This is a genomic window from Variovorax sp. V35, assembly GCF_041154465.1.
In the GTDB taxonomy this organism is placed as follows: Bacteria; Pseudomonadota; Gammaproteobacteria; order Burkholderiales; family Burkholderiaceae_C; genus Variovorax; species Variovorax boronicumulans.
In genome coordinates this window covers 4,733,207-4,754,444 of record NZ_AP028666.1, presented here as the reverse complement: position 1 = coordinate 4,754,444, position 21,238 = coordinate 4,733,207, and the positions used below count along the sequence as shown (strand labels likewise).

Below are 21,238 nucleotides of genomic sequence, written 5' to 3'. Positions count from 1 at the left end.
ATGCCGGTCGTGGAAGTGGGGCGCGGCATGGACGCGCTGTTCGAGCCGCGCTCGATCGCCATCTTCGGCGCGTCGGACGACGTCACCAAGATCGGCGGCCGGCCCTTGCAGTTCCTGCAGAAGTACGGCTACGCGGGCGGCATCTATCCGATCAACCGCAAGGCGGGCCTCGTGCAGTCGCTGCCGGCCTACGCAACCCTGGACGACGTGCCCGAAGTGCCCGAGCTGGCCGTGGTCGCCGTGCCGCCTGCGGGCGTGCTCGATGCGGTGAAAGACTGCGCCCGGCGCGGTGTGAAAGCCGCGGTCATCCTGTCGGCCGGTTTTTCCGAAATGGGCGAGGAGGGCGGCCGCCTGCAGGCCCAGATCGGCGACGTCGCCCGCGCCACCGGCCTGCGCGTGGTCGGCCCCAACTGCCTGGGCGCGATCGGCGTGCCCGACAAGAGCATCGCCACCTTCTCGGTGGCGCTGGAGTCGTCCTTTCCCGTCGCCGGCCCGGTGGGCATCGTCTCGCAGAGCGGCAACCTGGGCAGCTTCACCCTGCGCCTGGCGGGCGAGCGCGGCCTGGGCGTCAGCCGCATGCTGACCACGGGCAACGAATGCGACGTGGACATCGCCGATGCCATCGCCTCGCTGGCGGCCGACCCCGGCACGCGCGTGATCCTTTGTTGCATGGAAACCTGCCGCGACGGCGCGAAGCTGACGCAAGCCATGGCGATGACCCGCGAGGCGGGCAAGCCGCTGGTGGTGTTGAAGGTCGGCGTCTCGGAGGCCGGCAGCGAGGCCGCCGCCTCGCACACCGGTGCGCTGGCCTGTTCCGACGCCGTGTTCGACGCCGTGCTGCGAAGCGGCGGCGCCATTCGCGTGCCCAGCATCGAGCAACTGCTCGAAGTCGGCCATGCGCTGTCCGTCGTCGGTCCGGCGCGCGTGCCCGGCGGCCACCGCGTGGCCGTGCTCACGGCTTCCGGCGGCTTCGGCGTGCTGCTGGCCGACGCGGCCAGCGCGCAAGGCCTGGCGCTGCCCAAGCTCGCGGCGCAGACGCAGGAGCGCATCTTGTCGGTCGTGCCCTTCGCCGCGCCCTCCAACCCGGTCGACATGACGGCGCAGGTGTCGAGCCGGCCCGAGGTGCTGGCGGCGATGCTCGATGCGGTGGCGCGCGATGCCAGCTGCGATGCGTTGATCCTGCAGTCGGCCAACGCCTTCCATGTGCCCCGGCTGCGCGATGTGTTTCTTGCTGCTCTGGAACAGGTGCGCAAGGACCATCCTTCGCGCCTGATCCTCCTGTGCGCCCGCGCGCCGCAGGAGGTGCGGGCCACGCTCAACGCCATGGGCTTTCCCGTGGTCGAAGGCATCGATGCGGCCTGCGCGACGGTGGCTGCGCTGCTGCGCTTCGGTGCGCGCGACGTCGCACGGGCAGCAGCGCCGGCCATCGAGCGCGTGCCGTTGGCTGCGCAGGCCTTCGCCACCGAGGCGAGCGCCAAGGCCGTGCTGGCCGAAGCCGGCCTGCCCGTGCCGCGGGAGGCGATTGCCGCCAACCGTGACGAGGCGCTCGCCGCGGCGCGCGCAATGGGCTTTCCGCTGGTGCTCAAGATTGTCTCGCCCGACATCGCCCACAAGACCGAGGTCGGCGGCGTGTTCGTCGGCGTGCGTTCCGAAGCGCAACTGCTCGAGGAGTACGAAAACCTGCTCGCGCGCGTGGCGCAGAAGGCACCCGCGGCCCGCATCGCCGGCGTGCTCGTCGCGCAGATGGTGCAGGGCGGCGTCGAGCTGATCCTCGGCACCAAGAAGGACCCGATGTTCGGACCGATGGTGATGGTCGGCCTGGGCGGCATCTTTGCCGAGATCTTCAAGGACGTGGCGCTGCAGCCGGCGCCTGTCGACGAGGCGCAGGCCGCCGCCATGCTGCAGTCGCTCAAGGCCTTCCCGCTGCTCGACGGCACGCGCGGCCGGCCGAAGGCCGATGTGCCGGCGGCGGCGAAGGCCATCGTGGCGCTGTCGCGATTTGCCGTGCGCCATGCCGACAGCGTGTCGGAGATCGATATCAACCCCTTGATGGTGCTGGACCAGGGGCGCGGCGCGCATGCGCTGGACGCCCTGCTGGTGCCCGAGCCACCCCTCACGAAAGCTCACCCATGACGATGTCTCTTTCAGGCCGAGCGGCCTTCATCAGCGGCGCCGGCCACGGCATCGGTCGCGCCACCGCACGCGCCATGGCGCGCCTGGGCGCGACGGTCGGCATCAACGACCTCAAGCCCGAATTCGTGGAGGAGGCCGTGGCCGAGATCCGCGCGCTCGGCGGCCAGGCCATCGGGCTGCCCTGCGATGTGTCGACGCGCGAAGGCATGCGCGAGGCCGTCGCGCAGTTCACGCGCGATGCAGGGCGGCTGGACATCATGGTCAACAACGCCGCCTGGGTGCGCTACCAGCCGCTCGCCGAGATCACGCCCGAGGTCATGGACCGCATGGTGGAGATCGGCTTCAAGTCGGTGATCTGGGGCATCCAGGCCGCGGCGGAAGTCATGGACCCGGAGCGCGGCGGCTCGATCATCAACGTGGCGTCCATCGCGGCCTTCAAGTCGCCGATGCGATCGGTGGTCTACAGCGGCATCAAGGCCGGCGTGCTGGGCATCACCCGGGCATCGGCGGCCGACCTGGGCGCACGCAACATTCGCGTGAACGCGGTCGCGCCCGGTGCCGTGCCCACCGAGGGCACGGCCAAGCATCGCAACGCCGAGCTCGACGCCCGGCGCATCGGGCGCACGCCGCTGGGCCGTCTGGGCACGGTGGAGGACATCGCCGATGCCATCTGCTTCCTGGCCGGCGACGGCTCGCGCTTCTTCAATGCGGACGTGCTGCGCCTGGACGGCGGCGCTTCGGAGACCTCGCTGTGAGCGGCGCCGTCGCATCGCCCAAGCGCGTGCAGAACGTGTTCGTCGTGGCGAAGGAGCCCGCCAGCCTGCATGCCTTCTACGAAGGTGCGCTCGGCCTGCCGATGAAGTTTCGCGATGGCGACCGCTGGATCCAGTACGGCGTGGGCAACACCAACGTGGCCCTGGCCTGTCTTGAAGAGGCCGCACCCGCGACCGGCGGGCTGGTGATGGTGCTGGAGGTGGACGACTTCGAGGGCGCGCAGGAGCGCATCGTTGCCGCCGGCGGGCAGGTCTTGGGCCTGCGCGACATGGGCGACCACGGGGCCGTGCTGTCGCTGCGCGATCCCGAGGGCAACCTGGTGCAGCTCTTTCGGCGCGCCGCGCTCACTGCTGCATGAGTACACCCGAGCCGATGCCGGCGGCCTTGCAGTCGCTGCTGGACCGCGAGGCGATCCGCGACTGCCTGCTGCGCTATTGCCGCGGCATCGACCGGTGCGACGAGGCCGCCTTGCGTTCGGCTTACTGGGAGGACGCCACGGACTGCCACGGCGCGTGGAACGGCAGCGCCGCCGGCTTCATCGCGCAGGCGCTGCCCAGGTTGCGGCAAGGCGGACGCCGCGTCCATCAGATCACCAACGTGCTGATCGAGCTGCATGGTGACGTTGCCGGAGTGGAAAGCAGCTTCTTCGCGCTGCAGGCCACGGCCACGCAGCCCGATCGCGAGACCTTTCTTTGCGGCCGCTACGTGGACCGTTTCGAACGTCGCGGCGGCGAGTGGCGCGTGGCCGCGCGGACCGTGGTCTACGACTGGATCGAGGAGCGCACACGGCCCGAGCTGACGCAGGACGACGCTGCCCTGTTCGGCGTGCGCCAGCCGGTCGGCAGGGCAGCGCCGCACGACGCCGTGTACGCGCTGTTGCGGGACGTGTGCGGCACCTGATGCCCACCGTTTTGCTCACCGGCGCCGCTGCGGGCATCGGCCGCGCCACGGCCTTGGGCCTGGCGCGCGCAGGATGGCGCTGCGTTCTGGTCGACGCCGATGCGCAGGCGCTGCAGCGCCTCGAAGCCGCGTGGCCGGCCGACGCCGCGCCACCGATGAGCCTCGTGGCCGACCTGACGGATGCGGCGCGGATCGAGCGCCTGGGGCACGAGATTCCGCCGCTCGATGCATTGATCAACAACGCGGGCCTGTCGGTCGGTGGCGCTGAGGCCACGTCGGGCCATGACGACGGCTCGGCGGCCCGCCTTCTTGCGCTCAACCTGGCCGCGCCGGCGCGCATGGTGCAGGCCTGTGCGCCGCACCTGCGGCCCGGGGCGCGCATCGTCAACGTGGCGTCTGGTGCAGGCCTGCGCGCCATTCCGTGGCGCGGTCTCTACAGCCCCAGCAAGGCCGGACTGATCGCGCAGAGCCGCGCGTTGGCGCAAGCCCGGCCCGACTGGACGGTGACCTCGCTGGCGCCGGGCTTCGTGCGCACCGAACTCGTGCAGCGCCTGATCGAGGGCGGTCGGCTGAACCCGGCGCAGGCGGTGTCGAAGATCCCCATGGGCCGGATGGCCGAGCCCGAAGACATGGCGCAAGCCTTGTGCTTCCTGGTCAGCCCGGGTGCGCGCGTGCTCACCGGACAACTGCTGGTGCTCGACGGTGGCTCGTCCGTGTGCGGAGGAAGCCAGCCGCTGCCGGCCTGCGCACATCCGCTGCTTCCGTTCGATGCGCCCTTGCGTCCGCATGCCGAGTCCGTGCGCGAGCCGGCCTGGCATGCCGCGCTGGGCGTGTGGGTGCGTGCGCATGCAGGTCATCTCGACCGCGCGGGCTATTCGGCGGTCATCGACGCCCGCGCGCTGGAGGCGCCGCCCGGCACGCGGCTCGATGCCGTGCTCGATGCGGCGCGCAGCTTCCGTTCGAGCCACGCCGCGCGGGCCAGCCTCACGCTGCTGCTGCCCGCGCCCGAAGCGGGGCTCGATTGGTCACTGGCCGGCGACGCCGACGCGGCCCGGATGCTGGTGGCCACGCTGGCCGCCGAATGGGGCGCGCACGGGCTGCGGATCAACGCGCTGGAGCTGACGCACGGCCTGGCGCCGCAGGCCTGCCTGCCGCTGCTCGACTACGTGGCTGGCCCGCGCGCGCAGTTTCTGACCGGGCAGGTGCTGAGGCTCGGCGCCGGGCATTGAGTGCCTGCGGCGGGCGCGTCGCCGTCTGCTGCAGGCCTTTGTGACCCTGTGACTCGGTTTTCCCGGTGTCGGCCGGCCAACCGCTCGACCACCGGCTTTTACGCCGCGTGCGAATGGCAGCAAGAGTTTCAGGACTTCAGGGCTTCACTCGCCGCGGCGCGAATCCGGTCCGCCGATTGCCGCGCGCGCCGCATGATGCCGCGTGTGTCGTAGGCCAGCAGCCGGCCGTTGCGCTTCACGATCCGCCCGTCGACCATCACGGTGTCGACGTTGGCAGCACTGCCGCTTTGCACGATGGCGGTCTCGACATTGCCGACCGGGCCCATGTTCAGGTCTTGCGTGCGCACCAGGATGATGTCGGCGCGCTTGCCTTCGGTGATCGAGCCGGTGACGTCGCCCAGCCCCATGGCGATGGCGCCGTTGAGGGTCGCCATCTCGATCGCCTCGGGCACGCCGACCGCCTTCGATTGCGCGCTGGGCGTGCCGGCCCACGGCACGCCCAGGTTCCAGGTGAAGCGCATGGCCTCGAACATGTCCGGCGGTGCGATGGAGGTCGCGTCGCTCGACAACGTAATGGCCAGGCCCGCGTTGCGCATCGCGAAGAGCGCGGCACGCGCGTCGCCGGTACCGCTGAGCCGCAGTTCGGAGTGCGTGGCAAAGGACAGCGGCGTTTTCGTGCGCGCCATGGCCGCGAGGTCGGCCGTGCTGGCGGGCACGTAGTGCGCGAGCATGAAATCCGGGCCCAGGTAGCCGCGCCGTTCGTAGTCGACCGCATCGACGTTGTTCGGTGCCTCCTGCGGTGCGTGAATTGCGACGGGCAATCCGCTGGCCTTGGCGGCCTTCATCTCTTCGTGGAACACGGCGTCTGTGCTCTGCTGCGGGCCGCGCAGGTTCAGCCCCAGGTGCACCAGCCCGTCGAACGGCGAACGCTCGCCGAACCACTCGCGCCGCACGCGCGCCAGGTCGTCGTAGCGGTTGAGTTCGTCGGCGGGCATCTTGTCGACGTGGCCGTAGGCGTAGCGGGCGCGCAGCAGCGCGTGCTGGTGCGCACGCAGCTCGGCATCGGCATGGGCCGGGGAGCGTGTGTTGTGCGACCAGTTGTGCACGGTGGTCGTGCCGCCGTTCGCCAGCTCGGCGCAGCCCAGCATCACGCTGTTGTAGAAATCGTCGGGCGTGTACAGGGTCGAGGTCGCGTTCTTGGCGGGGTAGTACGAGAAGCCGCCGTCGCGCGCGGTGAAGCTGCGGCCAATGGCGCTCCACATGTGATAGTGCGAATTGACGAAGCCCGGCATGACGATCATGTCGGTCGCATCGATGATCTCCGCGCCGGCTGGTGCGCTCAGGCCCCGCCCGATCTTCTCGATCACGCCGTTGCGGACCCACACGTCGGCACGCGGCAGCACGCCCTTGGCGCGGTCGACCGTGATGACCGCGCCGTTGCGGATCAGGTAGCTGCCGCGGCGGATGCCGGGCGATGCGGGCGCGCGCGTTGTGCGGGCCGACACCGATGCCGAGCCGACGAGCGCCGGCGCACCGGTGGCTGCGACCATCAAGGCGCCGACAAAACGGGTGAAGTCTCTCTTGGTTGTTTTCATGGGTCGACCGAGTGATTGAAGTGACGGAAAGAAGAAAGAGGAAAGCCCGCTCAATACGCCTTGAGAAGAAAGGCCGCCGTCATCGCCAGCCCCGTCAGCACGACGAAGCCGCGCACCACCTCGGGCTTCAGCCGCCGTGCCGCCATGCCGCCGGCATAGCCCCCCACCGTGGCACCGAGGGCCATCCACAGCGCGTGCGTCCAGACGATCGCGCCGCTGGCCGCGTAGATCGCCACGGCGATCAGCGTCAGGATCGCGGAGACGAAGTTCTTGATGCCGTTCATGCGGCCCATGTCCGTGTGCCCCAGCGCACCAAGCACGGCGAGCAGCAGGATGCCGAGGCCACCGTTGAAGTAGCCGCCATAGACGGCGACCGCGGCGATGCCCAGGTCGGCGAGCCACCGGCCTCGTGGCTTGTGGTTGTTGTCGGCGGCGGCGAGCCTTCGGCGCACCAGGCCGGGCCCGATCGCGAAGAGCAGCGTCGCGGCCAGCAGAAGCCACGGCACGATGCGGGCAAAGGCATGGTTCGACGTCGACAGCAGCAGCGCCGCACCGGCCGCGCCGCCGAGCACCGACAGCACGCCCAACCGCAGGAGCGAAGGCGACATCGGCCCAGACAGTTCCTTACGCAAGGCCCAGGCACCGGCCAGGTAGCCCGGCAGCAACGCGGCGGTCCCAGTGGCGTTGGCCGACACCAGCGGCACGCCGACCATCGCCAGTGCCGGCAGGGTCAGAAAGCTGCCGCCGCCCGCCACGGCGTTGAGCGCACCGGCCAGGGCCGCGGCGCCGCCGAGCAGCGCCCAATCGAGCAGCATCACGGCTTGCGCGCCGGCAGCGACATGCGGTCGGTGTGCAGCAGCAGCGTGAGCACCACACCGACCGCCGCCAGCAGCGTGATCTGCACCAGCCCGGCCGTGCTCCAGCCGAAGCGCGAGGCGATGCCGCCGATGACGAAGCCCGCGACTGCACCCGCGCCGTACAGCGTGGTGACGAACACGCCCGTGGCGCGGCTCGTGAGCGAGGCATGCACCGCCTTGATGTGATACCCCGCCAGGTTCACGTACAGCACGCCGCTCACCACGAAACCCCACGCGAAAGACAGCGCCGACTGCACCACGATGTCGGTGGGGCCCGAGAACATCAGGAAGCCCAGCAGGCCGGTGCCCACGAAGCTCGCCGAGAGCACGAGCTTGGGATGGAAGCGGTCGCCGAGCCAGCCGCCGAAGATCGACGCGAACACGCCGAAGCCGAAGGTGCTCATCACGCGGCCGGTGTCCGACGGCGTGTAGTGCAGGTGCTCGCGCAGGAAGGTCGGGTACATGCCCAGGTAGCCGTAGATGCAGAGCCCGCCGATGACGCTCATGCCGGTCAGCAGGGCTGTGTTGCGGTTCCATAGGGTTGTGGCACCGCGCTGGTCAGTGCGCCCGCCGGTGGCCGCCACGTTCTCGGTCATGCGCTTGCTCACGGTGAGCGCGATCACCACCATGGCTGCGAAGCCCGCGACGCCGAACACGATGAGCGGCAGGCGCCAATCGCGCTCGACGCCGATCAGGTAGCCGCCGAGCAGCGGCCCCAGGATCGCGCCGATGCCGAAGGAGAAATTGATGGCGCCCACGGCGGTGGCCCGGTAGCGCGCGAAGTAGCTCGCGGCGATGGCGATCACCACCGTCAGTTGCATCGCTTCGCCGATGCCGGTGACGGCCCGGTAGACGATCATGTCGGCGAAGCCGTACGAGTAGGCCGCCAGCAGCGTACCCAGCGAGAAGATCGCAATGCCGATCTGCAACACCGTCTTGCGCGACAGCCGCGCCAGCAGGTAGCCCGTCGGGACGCCGGCCACGGCCATGCCCAGCGTGAAGATGGTGGACAGCAAACCGGTGTCTGCCAGACTGAAGCCGAACTCCTTGCGCACGTCCGCGGCGATGAGTGGAAAGATCTGTCGGTCCATCGCGTTGAGCGCATACGAGGCGAGCAGCACCAGGAACATGCCGATCTCCAGTGCGGTGATGGGCGCCTCGCGGCGCGCGCCACCGACCGCCGGTGAAATGACGGAGGTTGAGGAATGCACGTGTTGTCTCCTTCTCGCCGAGCGAGAAATCTGTTTGTTGTTCGTTCGTTGCACGGGGTCGCCGGCGCTGTGCCGGCGAGGGTTCACGCAGCGGGGCTTGCCGCGCCGTACCAGTCGAGGATCTGCTCGCCGGTCATGAAGGCCACGCCGTCATGCGTCTGGATGTGCGCCAGCGCTTCTCGGAAGTAGCGCAGGCGGTGCGGCGCGCCCATGATGTACGGGTGCACCACCAGCGCCATGACACGGGCCGAGTCTTTCGCGTCGGCATAGAGCTGTTCGAACTGGTCGATGGCGCGGTCACGGTACTCGCTGGCCTTGTGGTGCTGGATCAGCATCATTGCCACGTCGTTGCATTCCTGCGTGTAGGGCACGTTCACGATCGTGCCGCCGTCGCGCGTCTTCAGCCGCACCGGCTGATCGTCGAGCACCCAGTCGCACACGTACTCGTAGCCCTGCTCGGCCAGGATGTCGGGCGTGTGCCAGGTCTCGGTGAGCCCCGGGCCGAGCCAGCCGCGCGGGCGCTTGCCGGTGTAGGCGCGAATGGCCTCGGTGGTCTTGGCGATGTCCTCGACCTCGTCGGGGACCTTTTGCATGTTGCGCTGCCCGAAGCCGTGGCCGATGAACTCCCACTGGCGTTCCTTCGCCGCCTTGGCGATGGGCTCGTAGGCGCCGATGGCCGAACCGTTGATGGCGAGCGTGGCGTTGATGCCGAGTGCGTCGATCACTTCGAGCATGCGCCAGAAGCCGACGCGGTTGCCGTACTCGTGCCAGGCCCAGTTCGGGATGTCGGGCATCGGCGAACCGCCGGCCGGTGGTGTGAGCACGGTGCGGGGCATGGTCTCGTCGATGTTCCATTCCTCGACGTTGACAATCACCCAGACTGCCAGTCGTTTGCCGCCGGGCAACTTCAGTGCGGGGCGATCCGCGATGGACGAGTACGAGATGCGTTCGAGTGGTTTCATGGTGTCTCCGTGTGCTGTTGCGGGCTCAGACGATCTCGACCTGCAGGGGCGCGAGCCCGTCGATGCGGCCGGTGAGCTTGTCGCCGCGCTGCACCGGGCCGACCCCTTCCGGCGTGCCGGTGAAGATCAGGTCGCCGGGCAGCAGGCGGTATTGCTTGGACAGCTCGCTGACGATCTCGTGGACGTTCCAGATCATCTTTTCGAGCACCGAGTCTTGCCGCACCGCGCCGTTCACCGAGAGATTGAGTGTTCCCGAGCGGATGTGCCCGACCTTCGCCACCGGATGGATCGGGCCGCAGGGCGCCGAGTGGTCGAAAGACTTGCCCTGTTCCCACGGCAGGCCGCGCTTGTTGCATTCGCGCTGGCGGTCACGTCGGGTCATGTCCAGGCCCGCAGCGTAGCCAAAGACGTGATCCAGCGCCTCCTCCGGCGTCACGTTCGACGCATGAGTGCCGATGGCCACGACGAGTTCGAACTCGAACTGGAAGTCGTCCGTCAGCGTGGGGTAGGGCACGCGCCCGTCGGTCACCACCGAGTCGGACGGCTTCTGGAAGAAGAACGGCGGATCGCGCTCGTCGCCTTCCTTCATCTCCCGGATGTGGGCCAGGTAGTTGCGGCCCACGCAGTAGACGCGGCGCACCGGAAAGCGTTGGTCGCTGTCCACGATGTCGATGGAAACGGGCGGGACCTGCAGGGCGTCGGTATTTGCGGGGACATCGGTCGCTTGCGCGAGCTCGGCCGTCGGGTGGGGGGACATGGGTTTGTCTCTCTGGAAGGTTTGGAAAGGAGTGGCTAGAGTCTAGGAACGAGGCCTTCTCACCTCAACGCGCAGGCTTGCGCAAAGATATGCAATCCTTGCGATCTTGAGATCAGCTCTTCATGCCACCCACGCCTTCCCCCGACGAATTCGTGCCGCCGCCCCGCGCCGGTGCCGCGCGTGCCGCCATCAGCAACTACACGATGGCGGCGCGGGCACAGCGCGCCTATTTCGGCATTCACGACCAGAGCAACTGCCTGCCGAATCCGGTGCCGCACCGGCATGAGTACTTCCAGATCTACGTCAACACGCGGGGCGAGACCACGCACTACATCGGCGGCAACCAGCGCGCCATCGGCGCCGGCACGGTGAGCTTCGTGCTGCCCTTCCTGGTTCACTACATCCCGAACGCGGCCGACGGCGTGTTCCATGTGATCAATATCAGCAAGGATTACCTGCTGCCGTCGCTGGACCTCGACGTGTTCGAGCTGTCGGAGGTGCCGTTGTCACGCGCGCCCGAGCTCGCGCCTTTCCGGTTCCAGCATTGCCTGGATTTCCGCTTCGATGAAACCGAGACCCACCAGCTCCAAGCGCTGTGCGAACACATGGCGCAGGAAGCGCAGCGGCCGCCGGGCGAAGACACCGCCAGCCACCTGCTGATTCGCAGCCATCTGCTTCACCTGATCGGCATGGTGTGGCGGCGCTACGGCGAGGAGTTTCGCAACTGCGAGGCGCAGGGGATGGCCCTGCAGTCGTACCGGCCGGCGGTGCTGCGCTGCATCCGCTACATCAGCCGCAACCTCGCGCAGGAGCTGACGTTGGGCGACGCGGCGCATGCGAGCCATGTGTCGCCCACGCATCTGGCCCACCTGCTGAAGAGCGAAACGGGCAAGACCTTCCTGGCGCTGGTGACCGAACGCCGGATCGAGCGCGCCAAGACGCTGCTGGTCTTTACCGGCGCCTCTGCGGCGGAGATCGGCGAAAGCACCGGTTTCGGAGAGCCGACGCAGTTCGCGCGCCGTTTCGGGCAGATCGTGGGGGCGACGCCTTCTGCGTACCGGCGGCAATTTCAGCGAGGAGGGAATCGGACGTGGGACTGACGGCGCGATGCTCCCAGTAAGCAATCAGGCTCTCGAGCTTGACGTCGGTGGCTGCAAGTCCGACGTGGGTATTCGTTGCATGGCAGTCCTTCGCGTACGGCCGCTCCAGACTGATTGCAGCCGCTCAGATCTTGAGTCCAAATGATTGCCTGCCTCGGAAGCAGTCATTCGTTGGCTGCCAGCGACCGTGCGCTTCAGATCTCGGTCTGCTCTGAAATCTCCAACGCGTCGTCGACCTCAATGCCGAGATATCGCACGGTGGACTCGAGTGTCGAATACCCGAGCAGCAGCTGCACCGCGTACGGATTCTTCGTGCACCGATAGATCAGCGAAGCCTTGGTGCGTTGCATCGGATGGGCCCCGTAGTCGGCACGATGAAGCCCCGGTTCAATTCGCTTCTACGGCAGTCGTCCGACAGGCAATCCTTAGGCGAACTCAATGATCAAGCGATGGAATATGCATTGTGGACCGGCATGACCATCTCTAACCTTGGGCGACATCCTCCACCGCCCAAAGCTTCGACATGTCTTTTGACGAACCGGCCATTCACGACTTTCACGCCCGAACCTATCCGCTGAGAATTTACTCGGGGACGGATGCGCTGATCGAACTCCCCCGGGAACTCCAGCGCGCCGGCGCCTCCCGTGCGCTGATCCTGTGCGGGCGCAGCGTCCGTGAGCGCACCGGGCTCACGCAAGTGATCGAGACCTTGGCGGGTGGCCGCATCGTCGGCATCTTCTCGGGCATCTCCGAAGGCGCGCCTGCGGAGTGCCTCGAGGAGGCTGCTGCGAAGGCGCGCGAGGTGCAGGCCGACGCGCTCATTGCTGTCGGTGCAGGCAGCGTGATCAAGGGCGTGCGCATCGTTGCCATGTTGCTCGGGGAGAACCGTTCCCTGCTGGAAATGGCAACGGTCCATCGCGATGACGAGCCGCCGGTGAGCCAGCGTCTGAATGCGCCGAAGATGCCGATCTTCAATGTGCTGACTTCGCCAACCTCGGCACAAAATCGTGGCGGTTCGGCTGCGCGCTATCGCGGTTCCGCGCATCACCTGGAATTTTTCGATCCCAAGACCCGGCCACGCGCGGTGTTCTGGGACACGAGGGCGCTGGCCACTGCGCCGGCGGCGCTCGCGCGCTCCACGAGCTTCGAGGTCTACTGGTGGGCCTTGATGTGCATGGGGGCCGTGCGCACAGCCAACCCGCTGGTCCAGGCCAGTCGACGGCACGCGTGGGAACTGGCACGACACGCCTATCCGAAGCTGGGCGAAGCGGACGATGCGGCTGCCCGGATCGACCTGTGCGCCGCTGCGTTGCTGCAAAACCGCGACGAGGAAGATGGCGGGCGGCCCTGGTCATGCCAGCTGCTGGCGCGCGCGGCCTACGCGTGCGCCGTCGGCGTCTTCAACCACTACGAAGGGGTGACGCAATCGCGCGGCTATGCGGCCTTTGCACCGGCCATGATCCGTGAACTGGGCGCGGCAGTGCCCGAGGTGGCGCACGCGATGGGCGAGGCACTGGGCACGGAACTGCCATCGAGCGGCAACGGCACCGAGACGGCCGCGCAGGTCGCGGCGCAAGTGGCACGCAACTTCCAGGCGCAAGGGTGGCGGACTGACTTGCACGATTGTGGAATCCCCGCCGCCGATGCGCCCCGGCTGCTCGCGCTCGCACTGCGCAACTTCAACGCCAATCACGACCGGCTGCTGGATCGCCATCGCGAGGCGATGCTCGCCGCCATCACCAGGACGATCGCTCCCTAGCGCTCAGGTGGTGCTGTTTCGCACCTCCTGCCGGATCCATTGAAGAAAGGATCCGAAGGCCGGTGTTGCCGCGCGCGCGGTGGACCACACGAGGTAGTAGCCGTTGTCGCTGCGCGCGACCAGGTCGAAGGGGGCGACGAGTGTGCCGACCTTGAGCAACTCCACAGCGTAGGCGCGCTGGACGATGGCGACGCCCAGCCCATCGACAGCCCCCTGGATCGCGAGCGAGGAGTTCTCGAACGACAAGCGGCGCTTGGGCTTGAGCTTCGCCAACCCGGCGTGGTCGAGCCAGCGTTGCCAGTCGTCCATGCGACGCACGGAATGCAGGAGCGTCGCCTTCGACAGGTCGGCGGGTGTCGCGAGCGGGCATGTGTCGCGCAGGAACGCGGGGCTGCAGACGGGTTGGAAGGCGTCGTCGAACAACCTCAGACCGTCAAGGCCTGGAGGTACATCGGTTCCCATGAAGGAGGCCATGTCCACGTCCTCGGCTTCAAAGCGGATTTCGCGAAAGCTCGTCATGAGCTGGATGTCCAGCTCGGGATGCGCCCCGTGGAAACGGGACAGGCGGGGCACCAGCCACTTCTCTGCGAGCGTGGGCAGCAGGCACAGCTTGAGCGTGTCGTGACGCGGTCCGCGCGCGATGGCGTTCAGCGTCAGTTCGATCGTCTGAAATGCCTGCGTGAGCGCGGGCCGCAGCACTTGGCCCGCGTCCGTCAGTTCGACCGAGCGGCCCTTGCGCCGCAGCAGCGGCACGCCCACGACTTCCTCGAGCAGTTTGACTTGCTGGCTCACCGCGCCGGGTGTGACGCACAACTCCGCCGCAGCATTCGAGACGCTTTGATGGCGCGCGGTGGCTTCAAAGGCTCGCAGGCCGAGAAGGGGCAGGCGGCTACGGTTCATTTGATTTAGTACTTCTAAAAGGTTCAGGGGGAAAAACTGCCTTGTTTGAGGATGGGCAGCTACATAAACTGAAATCTAGCCAATCTAAAACGACGAGGCAAGACATGGAAATCACCAAGTACCCTGAACCGCACTTCCGCAATGATGCGGACGGCATGACGCTGCTGGGGGCGCGCTACCGCGACACCGGCGAGTTGCGCTTCCCACCCCCCGAGTTTCTCCAGGCCGGAGAGGCCGCGGAGCCGGTTTCCATGGGCGCCAGCGGGCGTCTGTACACCTTCACCACGGTTCATCCCGCCAAGGCGGCCGCGTACGCGCTGGGCATGGTCGACTTCGACAACGGCCTGCGGGTGTTTGGCCGCCTGGTCTGGCCCGAGGGCAGCGAGCCCGCCATCGGTGACCTGGTGCATGCCGTCGCGTTCGAACTCCCGGACGGCACGCCGGATTACGCCTTTGCGCCGCTGAAGGGAGCCGCAGCATGAACGAGCCGTTGATCACCGGTGTCGGCATCTCCGACTTCGGCCGCTTTGCGCATCTCAACGAAGAGGCGCTCGCGCAGGCCGCCATCCTGTCCGCGTTGAAGGACGCAGGGGTGGGCATGCGCGATGTGCAGGCCTTTTACTGCGGCAACGCGCTCGGCGGCCACCTGCCCGGCCAGCGCGCGCTGCGAGAGCTGGGCACCGGCGGCGAAGCCGTCTACAACATCGACAACGCCTGCTCGAGCGGGGCCACCGCGTTTCACCTGGCGTTGCAGGCGCTTCGCGCGGGGCAGTACGAGACGGTGCTGGTCTTCGGCATGGACCACCTGAGCGGTCTCGGCGGCGGCGCGCTGCCCATGAACGAACGCGACTGGAACAACCGGCGCGGCATGATCATGCCCGCGCTCTACGCGATGCGCGCGAAGCGCTACATGCACGAGCGCGGCGTTCCGGCCGAGGTGCTGGCGGATGTGGCGGTGAAGAACCGACGCCACGGCATGCTCAACCCCATCGCGACCTTCTGCCGCCCCGTGACGCGCGAAGAGGTGTTGGCTTCACGCATGGTGGCCGATCCGCTGACGCTGCTGCAGTGCTGCCCGGGTGTGGTGGACGGCGCTGCCGCGCTGGTGCTCAGCACACGTCCTTCCCGAGGCACGGCGAAGCCGGTGCGCGTGCTGGCCTCGGTGGTGCAGTCGGGCCTGTTCGAGATCAACCAGGTGGACATGACCGAGGCGGAAATCACGCGGCGCGCGGCGCGGCTGGCGTACGAGCAGGCCGGTGTCGGCGCTGGCGATCTCAGCCTGATTGAGCTGCACGATGCCTTCACCATTTCCGAGCTGCTGTACTACGAGGCACTCGGCCTGTGTGAGCCTGGGGAAGGGCCGGGATTGCTGGCCAGCGGCGCCACGGCGCTCGGCGGGCGCATTCCCGTGAACGCGAGCGGCGGTTTGCTGGCCAAGGGGCATCCGCCGGGCGCCACGGGTGTCGCGCAGATCGTCGAGCTGTGCGAGCAGCTGCAGCAGCGCGCCGGCAAGCGGCAGGTGCAAGGCGCCCGCCTGGGCCTGAGCCAGGTGACGGGCGGCGGCATCTGGGGCGTGGACCATGCCGCGTGTTCCATTCACATCCTCGCTGCGTGAAGAAGGAGCCCGTCATGACAGACCACATCATCCCCAACGAGTTGGCCGGCCTGACCGCCATCGTGACGGGCGGCGCCCGGGGCATCGGCCTGGGCATCGCCCGAAGCCTGGCCGAGGTCGGATGCCGCATTGCCCTCTGGGACATCGACGCGGACGCGCTCCATGCCGCGACTGCAGCGCTCAGAGCGGAAGGTGCCGAGGTGTCTGCGCGCCGCGTGAGCGTGACGTCGCCGGAAGATGTCCAGGCCGCCACCGCCGAGCTCCTGGAGCGCAATGGCCGCATCGACGTGCTTGTCAACAACGCGGGCATCGGCGGCGACAAGCTCGTCACGAAGATGGAGCTCGACTTCTGGCAGCGTGTCATCGAGACCAACCTGACCTCGCAATTCATCTGCTGCAAGGCGGTGCTTCCGACGATGGTCGCGCAGAAGTTCGGCCGAATCATCAATCTGTCTTCGCGCGCCTGGCTGGGCAACCGCGGCCAAGCCAGCTACTCGGCGTCGAAGGGCGGTGTCGTCAGCCTGACCCGCAGCCTGGCGCTGGAGTTCGCGCGCAGCGGCGTCACGGCCAATGCCATTGCGCCGGGGATCGTGGAAACCCCGCTGTTCGGCACGCTCGCGGCCCAGGCCCAGGAAGACCTCAAGCGCACCGTTCCCATGCAGCGCATCGGCCAGGCCGAGGATGTCGCCAACGCGGTGCGCTTCTTCGCTTCGCCAGCGTCCAGCTATGTGACGGGGCAGGTGTTGTACGTGTGCGGCGGGCGCAGCCTGAGCAGCGCATCGGTCTGACACCGGCCTCACAAGGAAAGGAGACAACATGAAAAGAAGAGAGTTCACGTTGGCAGCCGCCGCCGCGCTGCTGGCACCGGCAGCGTCCGTGCGGGCAGACAACTATCCGTCGAAGCCCGTGCGCCTGATCGTGCCGTATCCGCCCGGTGGTGGCACCGACACCGTCGCCCGCGCCGTGTTCGAGCGTGTCGCCACGCTCATGGGGCAGCCCTTCGTGGTGGACAACAAGGCCGGCGCCGGCACCACCATCGGCCTGGGCGAGCTGGCGCGGTCCCGCCCCGATGGCTACACCGTCGGCGTCGGCGGCACCAGCGACCCGCTGCTGCCCCTTCTGTACGACAGGCTGGCGTTCAATCCCTCGGCCGACCTGACGTTCGTGGCCACGCTGGCGACGGTGCCCATCGTGCTGGCTGCCGGTCCGAGCATTCCTGCCAAGACCCTGCAGGAGCTGCTCGCCGCCGGGCGCGCAAAGGGGGCGCAACCGCTGGCCTATGCCTCGCCCGGGACCGCCTCGCCGCACCATCTGGCAGGCATCTACCTGGGCGAGATGGCGGGCCTTCCGCTGGTGCATGTGCCGTACAAGGGCACCTCGCAGGCGCTGACCGATCTGGTCGGTGGTCACGTGCCGCTCGCCATGCTGGGCCTGCCTTCGGCCTTGCCGTTCGCACGCCAGGGCAAGCTGAAGATCCTCGGCGTCGCGACCGCGCAGCGCTCCGCCCTGGCGCCCGAGATCCCCACCATCAGCGAGAGCGGGGTGCCGGGCTTCAATGCCGGCTACTGGTGGCATGTGACCGTGCCGACCGGCACGCCGCAAGCAGTCATCGCGCAGCTGCGCGATGCGGTGGACAAGGCGCTGCGCACCCCGGCGCTGACCGAGTCCCTGCTCAAGAGCGGCTTCGAGCCGATGCTGCTGTCGCCCGCCGAGGCGGAGAAGGCACTCAGGGAGGACACCGCCAAGTGGACGAAGGTGATCCGCGCGAACAACCTTCGCGGCGGCTGACCGAGGAGACGAATCGACATGCTTGGAGACTCCCTCAACGGCATCCGCGTCATCGACTTCACCCAGGTCGCCGCAGGACCGGTGTGCACGCAGACACTCGCCGACCTCGGCGCGGATGTCGTCAAGATCGAGGCGCCCACAGGCGAGCTGTGCCGCGCGCTGGCACCCTTCGTCCAGGGGCAGAGCCTCGGATTCATGGCGCTCAACGGCAACAAGCGCAGCGTGGCGCTTGACCTCAAGAACCCGCAGCAGCGCGAAGCGGCGCTCCAGCTCGCCGCCGACGCGGACGTGGTGGTCGAGAGCTTCCGTCCCGGCGTGATGCAGCGGCTCGGCCTGGGCTACGAGGACGTGCGGCAACGCAATCCGGGCGTCATCTATTGCTCCGTCTCTGCTTACGGGCAGGAGGGGATGTGGCAGCACAAGCCAGGCGTTGATGGTGTGCTGCAGGCGGTCTCCGGCCTGATGAGCGTGACGGGCTTGCCGGAGGCGCCGCCATGCAAGGTGCAGGTGCCGGTCGTCGACATGGTGACCGGCTACGTCGCCGCCATCGGCGTGCTGGGAGCGCTGGCGCGGCGCCGACGTGAGGGAGAGGGCGATCGCGAAGGCCAATGGATCGACGCCAGCATGTTTGCGTCCGCCATCGCGTTGCAGCAGATGAGTTTCGCCAGCTACTTCGCCGACGGGGTTCCCCCGGCGCGCATCGGCAGCGCCGCGCCCTATGCCGCGCCCAACGAGGCACTGCGTTGTGCGGATGGCTGGATCATGCTTGCCGCCTACCACCCGTCGCGCTGGGAGGCGCTGTGCGGGGTCCTCGAATGCCCCGGGCTGCTGACCGACCCACGCTTTCGTGAGCTGTCGGCCCGCATTGCGCACCGTCGCGAGCTGGTGCAGTTGCTGGAAGAGCGCATGACGCGCCGCCCGCGCGCCGAATGGCTGAAGCGCTTCGAGGCGGTGGACATCATCTGCGCGCCGATCAACGACTACTCGGAAGTCATCGCCTCGCCGGCATTCGCGGATGCGAGGTTGTCCGAGACGGTGCGCCATCCGATTGCCGGCGAGCTGACCCTGCCCGGGACGCCGTTGCGCGCGGTGGGCGAGGTGCCGCGCGCCCGACGTCCCGCGCCGCTCGTGGGGGAGCACACCCGCGAGGTGTTGCGTGCCGCCGGGATCGCTCACGACAACGAAGGAGACACGACATGCCTGTGACGCTCGAGGTGCGCGATTTCATTGCCACCGTGACCCTGAATCGCCCGGAAGCGATGAACGCGATCGACCCGGAGTCCGCCGCGCAGTTGCACGAAGCCTGGAACGAGATATCGCTCCGCAAGGACGTGCGGGTCGGCATTCTCACGGGAGCGGGCGAACGGGCCTTCTGTACCGGCGCCGATCTGAAGAAGACCATGCCGCCCGCAGAGAGCTTTGCCGAACTGCATTTCGGCTCGAGGGCCGGCCTCCCGCCCGTGTCGACCCTGCAGACGCCCAAGCCGATGATCGCCGCGATCAACGGCTTCGCGTTGGGAGGCGGACTCGAGATGGCGATGCTCTGCGACATCCGGATCGCTGCGAGCACCGCGGTATTCGGCCTGCCGGAGGTCTGCATCGGGAGCATCCCGGCCGGCGGTGGTACGCAGCGCCTCGTGCGCGCGGTGGGCCAGTCGGACGCGATGCTGCTGCTGTTGACCGGCGAGCGCATCGACGCCCAGGAAGCGTTGCGCATCGGCCTGGTCAGCCGGGTGGTTGCGCCACCGGATCTCGCGTTGGCCGCGCGGTCGATCGCGCAGCGCATCGCCTCGAATGCACCCCTGGCCGTGGTCACTGCCAAGAGGCTCGCCCAGGTCGGCCGCGAGTTGCCGTTGACGGCCGGCCTCGAATTGGAGCAGCAGAGCTTCGGCAACCTGCGCGATTCCGACGATCGGATCGAAGGGCGTCGTGCCTTCGCCGAGAAGCGCGCGCCGAGTTTTCAGGGGCGTTGACCCCCGCGAGCTGCGCCGGGCGCTTCTCGCCGATCAAGACCATTGGAGAGACATGACCCAGGACGCCAAGAATTTCGCCGGCACACGTGCCATTTCCCCGCAGCATCGATTCGATGTGAACGCGCTCGCTGCCTGGCTCGAAAGCAACCTCGATGGCTTCGCCGGACCACTTGCCGTGGAGATGTTCAGGGGAGGGCAGTCCAACCCGACCTACAAGCTGGTGACGCCCACGCGAAGCTACGTGATGCGCGCCAAGCCGGGCGCCGCGGCGAAGCTGCTGCCTTCCGCGCACGCGGTGGAGCGCGAGTTTAAGGTCATGCGTGCCCTTGCCGGGACCGACGTGCCGGTGCCGCGCATGCACTGCCTCTGTGAAGACGAGTCGGTCATCGGCCGTGCGTTCTACATCATGGAGTTCGTCCAGGGCCGAGTGCTGTGGGACCAGTCCCTGCCAGGCATGAGCAACGTTGAGCGCGCGGCGATCTACGACGAGATGAACCGCGTGATCGCCGCCCTGCATGCGGTGAAGTTCGTGGAGCACGGCCTCGCCGATTTCGGAAGGCCCGGCAACTATGTCGAGCGCCAGATCGGCCGCTGGAGCAAGCAGTACGTTGCATCCGCCACTCAGGAGATTCCCGAGATGGAGCGATTGATGGCGTGGTTGCCGGCGCATGTGCCCGAAAGCGCTCGCGATGAACGGATGGTCTCGATCGCGCATGGCGACTTCCGCCTCGACAACCTGATCTTCCACCCCACCGAGCCACGCGCGATCGCCGTGCTCGACTGGGAGTTGTCCACGCTCGGCCATCCGCTCGCGGACTTCAGCTACCACTGCATGTCGTGGCACATCACGCCTCGGATGTTTCGCGGCATCGGCGGACTCGACCTGGAGCGCCTGGGCATTCCGACCGAGAGCGATTACATCCGCAGGTACTGCGATCGCACCGGCATCACGACGCCTGAGGCGCTGGCGCCCGATTGGAATTTCTACCTGGCCTACAACCTGTTCCGCATGGCGGCGATCCTGCAGGGCATCGCCAAGCGGGTCGAGGCGGGCACGGCGTCGAGCGCGCAGGCCGAGGCCGGGGGGGCGCGGCCGATGGCCGAACTGGCGTGGCATTTCGCGCCGCGGGCCTGAGCACGATGGCGGCCTGCTGGACTCCTTGCCCGTACGGGTTCAGAGCGACTGCAGCCAGGAGAGGTAGCCGGCAGCTCGCCGTTCCGCGCTGCCGTCGAGAAGGAAGATCATTGCCGCCTGCACCGCAAGACCAGCTCCCGCGCCTTGCCAGACGGAGCTCTGCGGCGCCAGGATGACGAGCAGGATCCCGGCTGCGGCGAGCGCGAACTCGATCCAGCGATTCCTCGCAAATTCGTTCATGACGACCTGCATGCGAGGAATTTCCTCGATGCCCAGGCGCACCCGCTCGTTCGCGACGATGTGCTGGACGCGCGCGAGGTCTTGCGGGCTGCGCCACCAGACGGAGCCGCCGACACCCAGCTGGACCAGCGCCGCCAAGACAAGCGGGCCCGCCGCACCACGCCAGAACGCGCTGTGGCGCCAGGTCCATGCGGCCACGGCGATCGCGGTCACCGCGACGGCGACGAACATCAGGCCACCCCATCGCTCCGCATGGAAGTAGGTCTCGGCCGTGTTCATCCGAAGGTCCGGCGCGGGGAGCCGCTGCATC

21 protein-coding genes and 1 pseudogene are annotated in these 21,238 nt (G+C 68.0%); 14 read left to right on the top strand and 8 right to left on the bottom strand.

Going from position 1 to position 21,238, the window contains the following annotated elements:
* From ACAM42_RS21875 to ACAM42_RS21855, 5 genes are read left to right on the top strand one after another with little or no spacing between them, the layout of a single operon-like run.
* Entirely contained in the window at positions 1 to 2,133 is a 2,133-nt protein-coding gene (locus tag ACAM42_RS21875; protein WP_369629379.1) for an acetate--CoA ligase family protein, read from the top strand.
* Positions 2,130 to 2,888 carry an SDR family NAD(P)-dependent oxidoreductase gene (locus tag ACAM42_RS21870; RefSeq protein ID WP_369629378.1) on the top strand — a complete coding sequence of 253 codons (759 nt, stop codon included), beginning with the start codon at positions 2,130 to 2,132 and terminating at the stop codon, positions 2,886 to 2,888. Before ACAM42_RS21875 ends, ACAM42_RS21870 begins: the two co-directional genes overlap by 4 nt.
* Entirely contained in the window at positions 2,885 to 3,265 is a 381-nt protein-coding gene (locus ACAM42_RS21865) for a VOC family protein (protein WP_369629377.1), read from the top strand. The genes ACAM42_RS21870 and ACAM42_RS21865 overlap by 4 nt, the downstream gene beginning before the upstream one ends.
* Complete coding sequence (locus tag ACAM42_RS21860; protein WP_369629376.1) at positions 3,262 to 3,807, top strand: nuclear transport factor 2 family protein; 546 nt, start codon at positions 3,262 to 3,264, stop codon at positions 3,805 to 3,807. The genes ACAM42_RS21865 and ACAM42_RS21860 overlap by 4 nt, the downstream gene beginning before the upstream one ends.
* Positions 3,807 to 5,036, top strand: a complete 1,230-nt coding sequence (locus ACAM42_RS21855) for an SDR family NAD(P)-dependent oxidoreductase (protein WP_369629375.1) — start codon at positions 3,807 to 3,809, stop codon at positions 5,034 to 5,036. The genes ACAM42_RS21860 and ACAM42_RS21855 overlap by 1 nt, the downstream gene beginning before the upstream one ends.
* Positions 5,037 to 5,164: 128 nt before the next feature.
* Here the strand turns inward: ACAM42_RS21855 and ACAM42_RS21850 are convergent, their stop codons facing one another.
* The 5 genes from ACAM42_RS21850 to ACAM42_RS21830 all read right to left on the bottom strand — a co-directional run bounded on the left by ACAM42_RS21850 (position 5,165) and on the right by ACAM42_RS21830 (position 10,418).
* A complete protein-coding gene (locus ACAM42_RS21850) occupies positions 5,165 to 6,631 on the bottom strand; it encodes an amidohydrolase family protein (protein ID WP_369629374.1) in 1,467 nt (488 codons plus the stop codon).
* 50 nt (positions 6,632 to 6,681) lie between these two features.
* The gene (locus ACAM42_RS21845; RefSeq protein ID WP_369632794.1) at positions 6,682 to 7,443 is read right to left on the bottom strand and encodes a sulfite exporter TauE/SafE family protein; all 762 of its coding nucleotides are present in this window, start codon (positions 7,441 to 7,443) and stop codon (positions 6,682 to 6,684) included.
* 2 nt (positions 7,444 to 7,445) lie between these two features.
* Entirely contained in the window at positions 7,446 to 8,699 is a 1,254-nt protein-coding gene (locus ACAM42_RS21840) for an MFS transporter (RefSeq protein ID WP_369629373.1), read from the bottom strand.
* Positions 8,700 to 8,782: 83 nt separating this feature from the next.
* Complete coding sequence (locus ACAM42_RS21835) at positions 8,783 to 9,661, bottom strand: polysaccharide deacetylase family protein (RefSeq protein ID WP_062473400.1); 879 nt, start codon at positions 9,659 to 9,661, stop codon at positions 8,783 to 8,785.
* 25 nt (positions 9,662 to 9,686) lie between these two features.
* Complete coding sequence (locus ACAM42_RS21830) at positions 9,687 to 10,418, bottom strand: fumarylacetoacetate hydrolase family protein (RefSeq protein WP_082818058.1); 732 nt, start codon at positions 10,416 to 10,418, stop codon at positions 9,687 to 9,689.
* Positions 10,419 to 10,540: 122 nt separating this feature from the next.
* On the opposite strand from ACAM42_RS21830, the gene ACAM42_RS21825 reads away from it, so the two are divergent.
* Entirely contained in the window at positions 10,541 to 11,518 is a 978-nt protein-coding gene (locus ACAM42_RS21825) for a helix-turn-helix domain-containing protein (protein WP_369629372.1), read from the top strand.
* Positions 11,519 to 11,712: 194 nt separating this feature from the next.
* Here the strand turns inward: ACAM42_RS21825 and ACAM42_RS21820 are convergent.
* A pseudogene (locus tag ACAM42_RS21820) lies at positions 11,713 to 11,907 on the bottom strand (integrase); the annotation flags it as partial.
* A 134-nt stretch (positions 11,908 to 12,041) separates the two neighbouring features.
* On the opposite strand from ACAM42_RS21820, the gene ACAM42_RS21815 reads away from it, so the two are divergent.
* The gene (locus ACAM42_RS21815) at positions 12,042 to 13,277 is read left to right on the top strand and encodes an iron-containing alcohol dehydrogenase (RefSeq protein WP_062473398.1); all 1,236 of its coding nucleotides are present in this window, start codon (positions 12,042 to 12,044) and stop codon (positions 13,275 to 13,277) included.
* Between the two features lie 3 nt (positions 13,278 to 13,280).
* On the opposite strand, the gene gcvA is transcribed toward ACAM42_RS21815, so the two are convergent.
* Positions 13,281 to 14,177, bottom strand: coding sequence for a transcriptional regulator GcvA (gcvA, locus tag ACAM42_RS21810; protein ID WP_082818057.1), 897 nt, complete (start codon positions 14,175 to 14,177; stop codon positions 13,281 to 13,283).
* A gap of 104 nt (positions 14,178 to 14,281) precedes the next feature.
* Here gcvA and ACAM42_RS21805 point away from each other — a divergent pair, with 104 nt between their 5' ends.
* From ACAM42_RS21805 to ACAM42_RS21775, 7 genes are read left to right on the top strand one after another with little or no spacing between them, the layout of a single operon-like run.
* Positions 14,282 to 14,659 (top strand): Zn-ribbon domain-containing OB-fold protein, encoded by a 378-nt coding sequence (locus tag ACAM42_RS21805; RefSeq protein ID WP_369629371.1) that lies wholly within the window; start codon positions 14,282 to 14,284, stop codon positions 14,657 to 14,659.
* Positions 14,656 to 15,792: a thiolase family protein gene (locus ACAM42_RS21800; protein ID WP_159276178.1), complete on the top strand. Its 1,137-nt coding sequence runs from the start codon at positions 14,656 to 14,658 to the stop codon at positions 15,790 to 15,792. Before ACAM42_RS21805 ends, ACAM42_RS21800 begins: the two co-directional genes overlap by 4 nt.
* 14 nt (positions 15,793 to 15,806) lie before the next feature.
* Positions 15,807 to 16,580: an SDR family NAD(P)-dependent oxidoreductase gene (locus ACAM42_RS21795; RefSeq protein ID WP_062482472.1), complete on the top strand. Its 774-nt coding sequence runs from the start codon at positions 15,807 to 15,809 to the stop codon at positions 16,578 to 16,580.
* Positions 16,581 to 16,608: 28 nt separating this feature from the next.
* A complete protein-coding gene (locus tag ACAM42_RS21790; RefSeq protein ID WP_082818344.1) occupies positions 16,609 to 17,580 on the top strand; it encodes a tripartite tricarboxylate transporter substrate binding protein in 972 nt (323 codons plus the stop codon).
* A gap of 18 nt (positions 17,581 to 17,598) precedes the next feature.
* Positions 17,599 to 18,786 carry a CaiB/BaiF CoA transferase family protein gene (locus ACAM42_RS21785; protein WP_369629370.1) on the top strand — a complete coding sequence of 396 codons (1,188 nt, stop codon included), beginning with the start codon at positions 17,599 to 17,601 and terminating at the stop codon, positions 18,784 to 18,786.
* Positions 18,777 to 19,553: an enoyl-CoA hydratase/isomerase family protein gene (locus ACAM42_RS21780; protein ID WP_369629369.1), complete on the top strand. Its 777-nt coding sequence runs from the start codon at positions 18,777 to 18,779 to the stop codon at positions 19,551 to 19,553. Before ACAM42_RS21785 ends, ACAM42_RS21780 begins: the two co-directional genes overlap by 10 nt.
* A 52-nt stretch (positions 19,554 to 19,605) precedes the next feature.
* Positions 19,606 to 20,688: a phosphotransferase gene (locus ACAM42_RS21775; protein ID WP_369629368.1), complete on the top strand. Its 1,083-nt coding sequence runs from the start codon at positions 19,606 to 19,608 to the stop codon at positions 20,686 to 20,688.
* Positions 20,689 to 20,727: 39 nt separating this feature from the next.
* On the opposite strand, the gene ACAM42_RS21770 is transcribed toward ACAM42_RS21775, so the two are convergent.
* Complete coding sequence (locus ACAM42_RS21770; RefSeq protein WP_139702312.1) at positions 20,728 to 21,207, bottom strand: hypothetical protein; 480 nt, start codon at positions 21,205 to 21,207, stop codon at positions 20,728 to 20,730.
* Positions 21,208 to 21,238 lie beyond the last annotated feature (31 nt).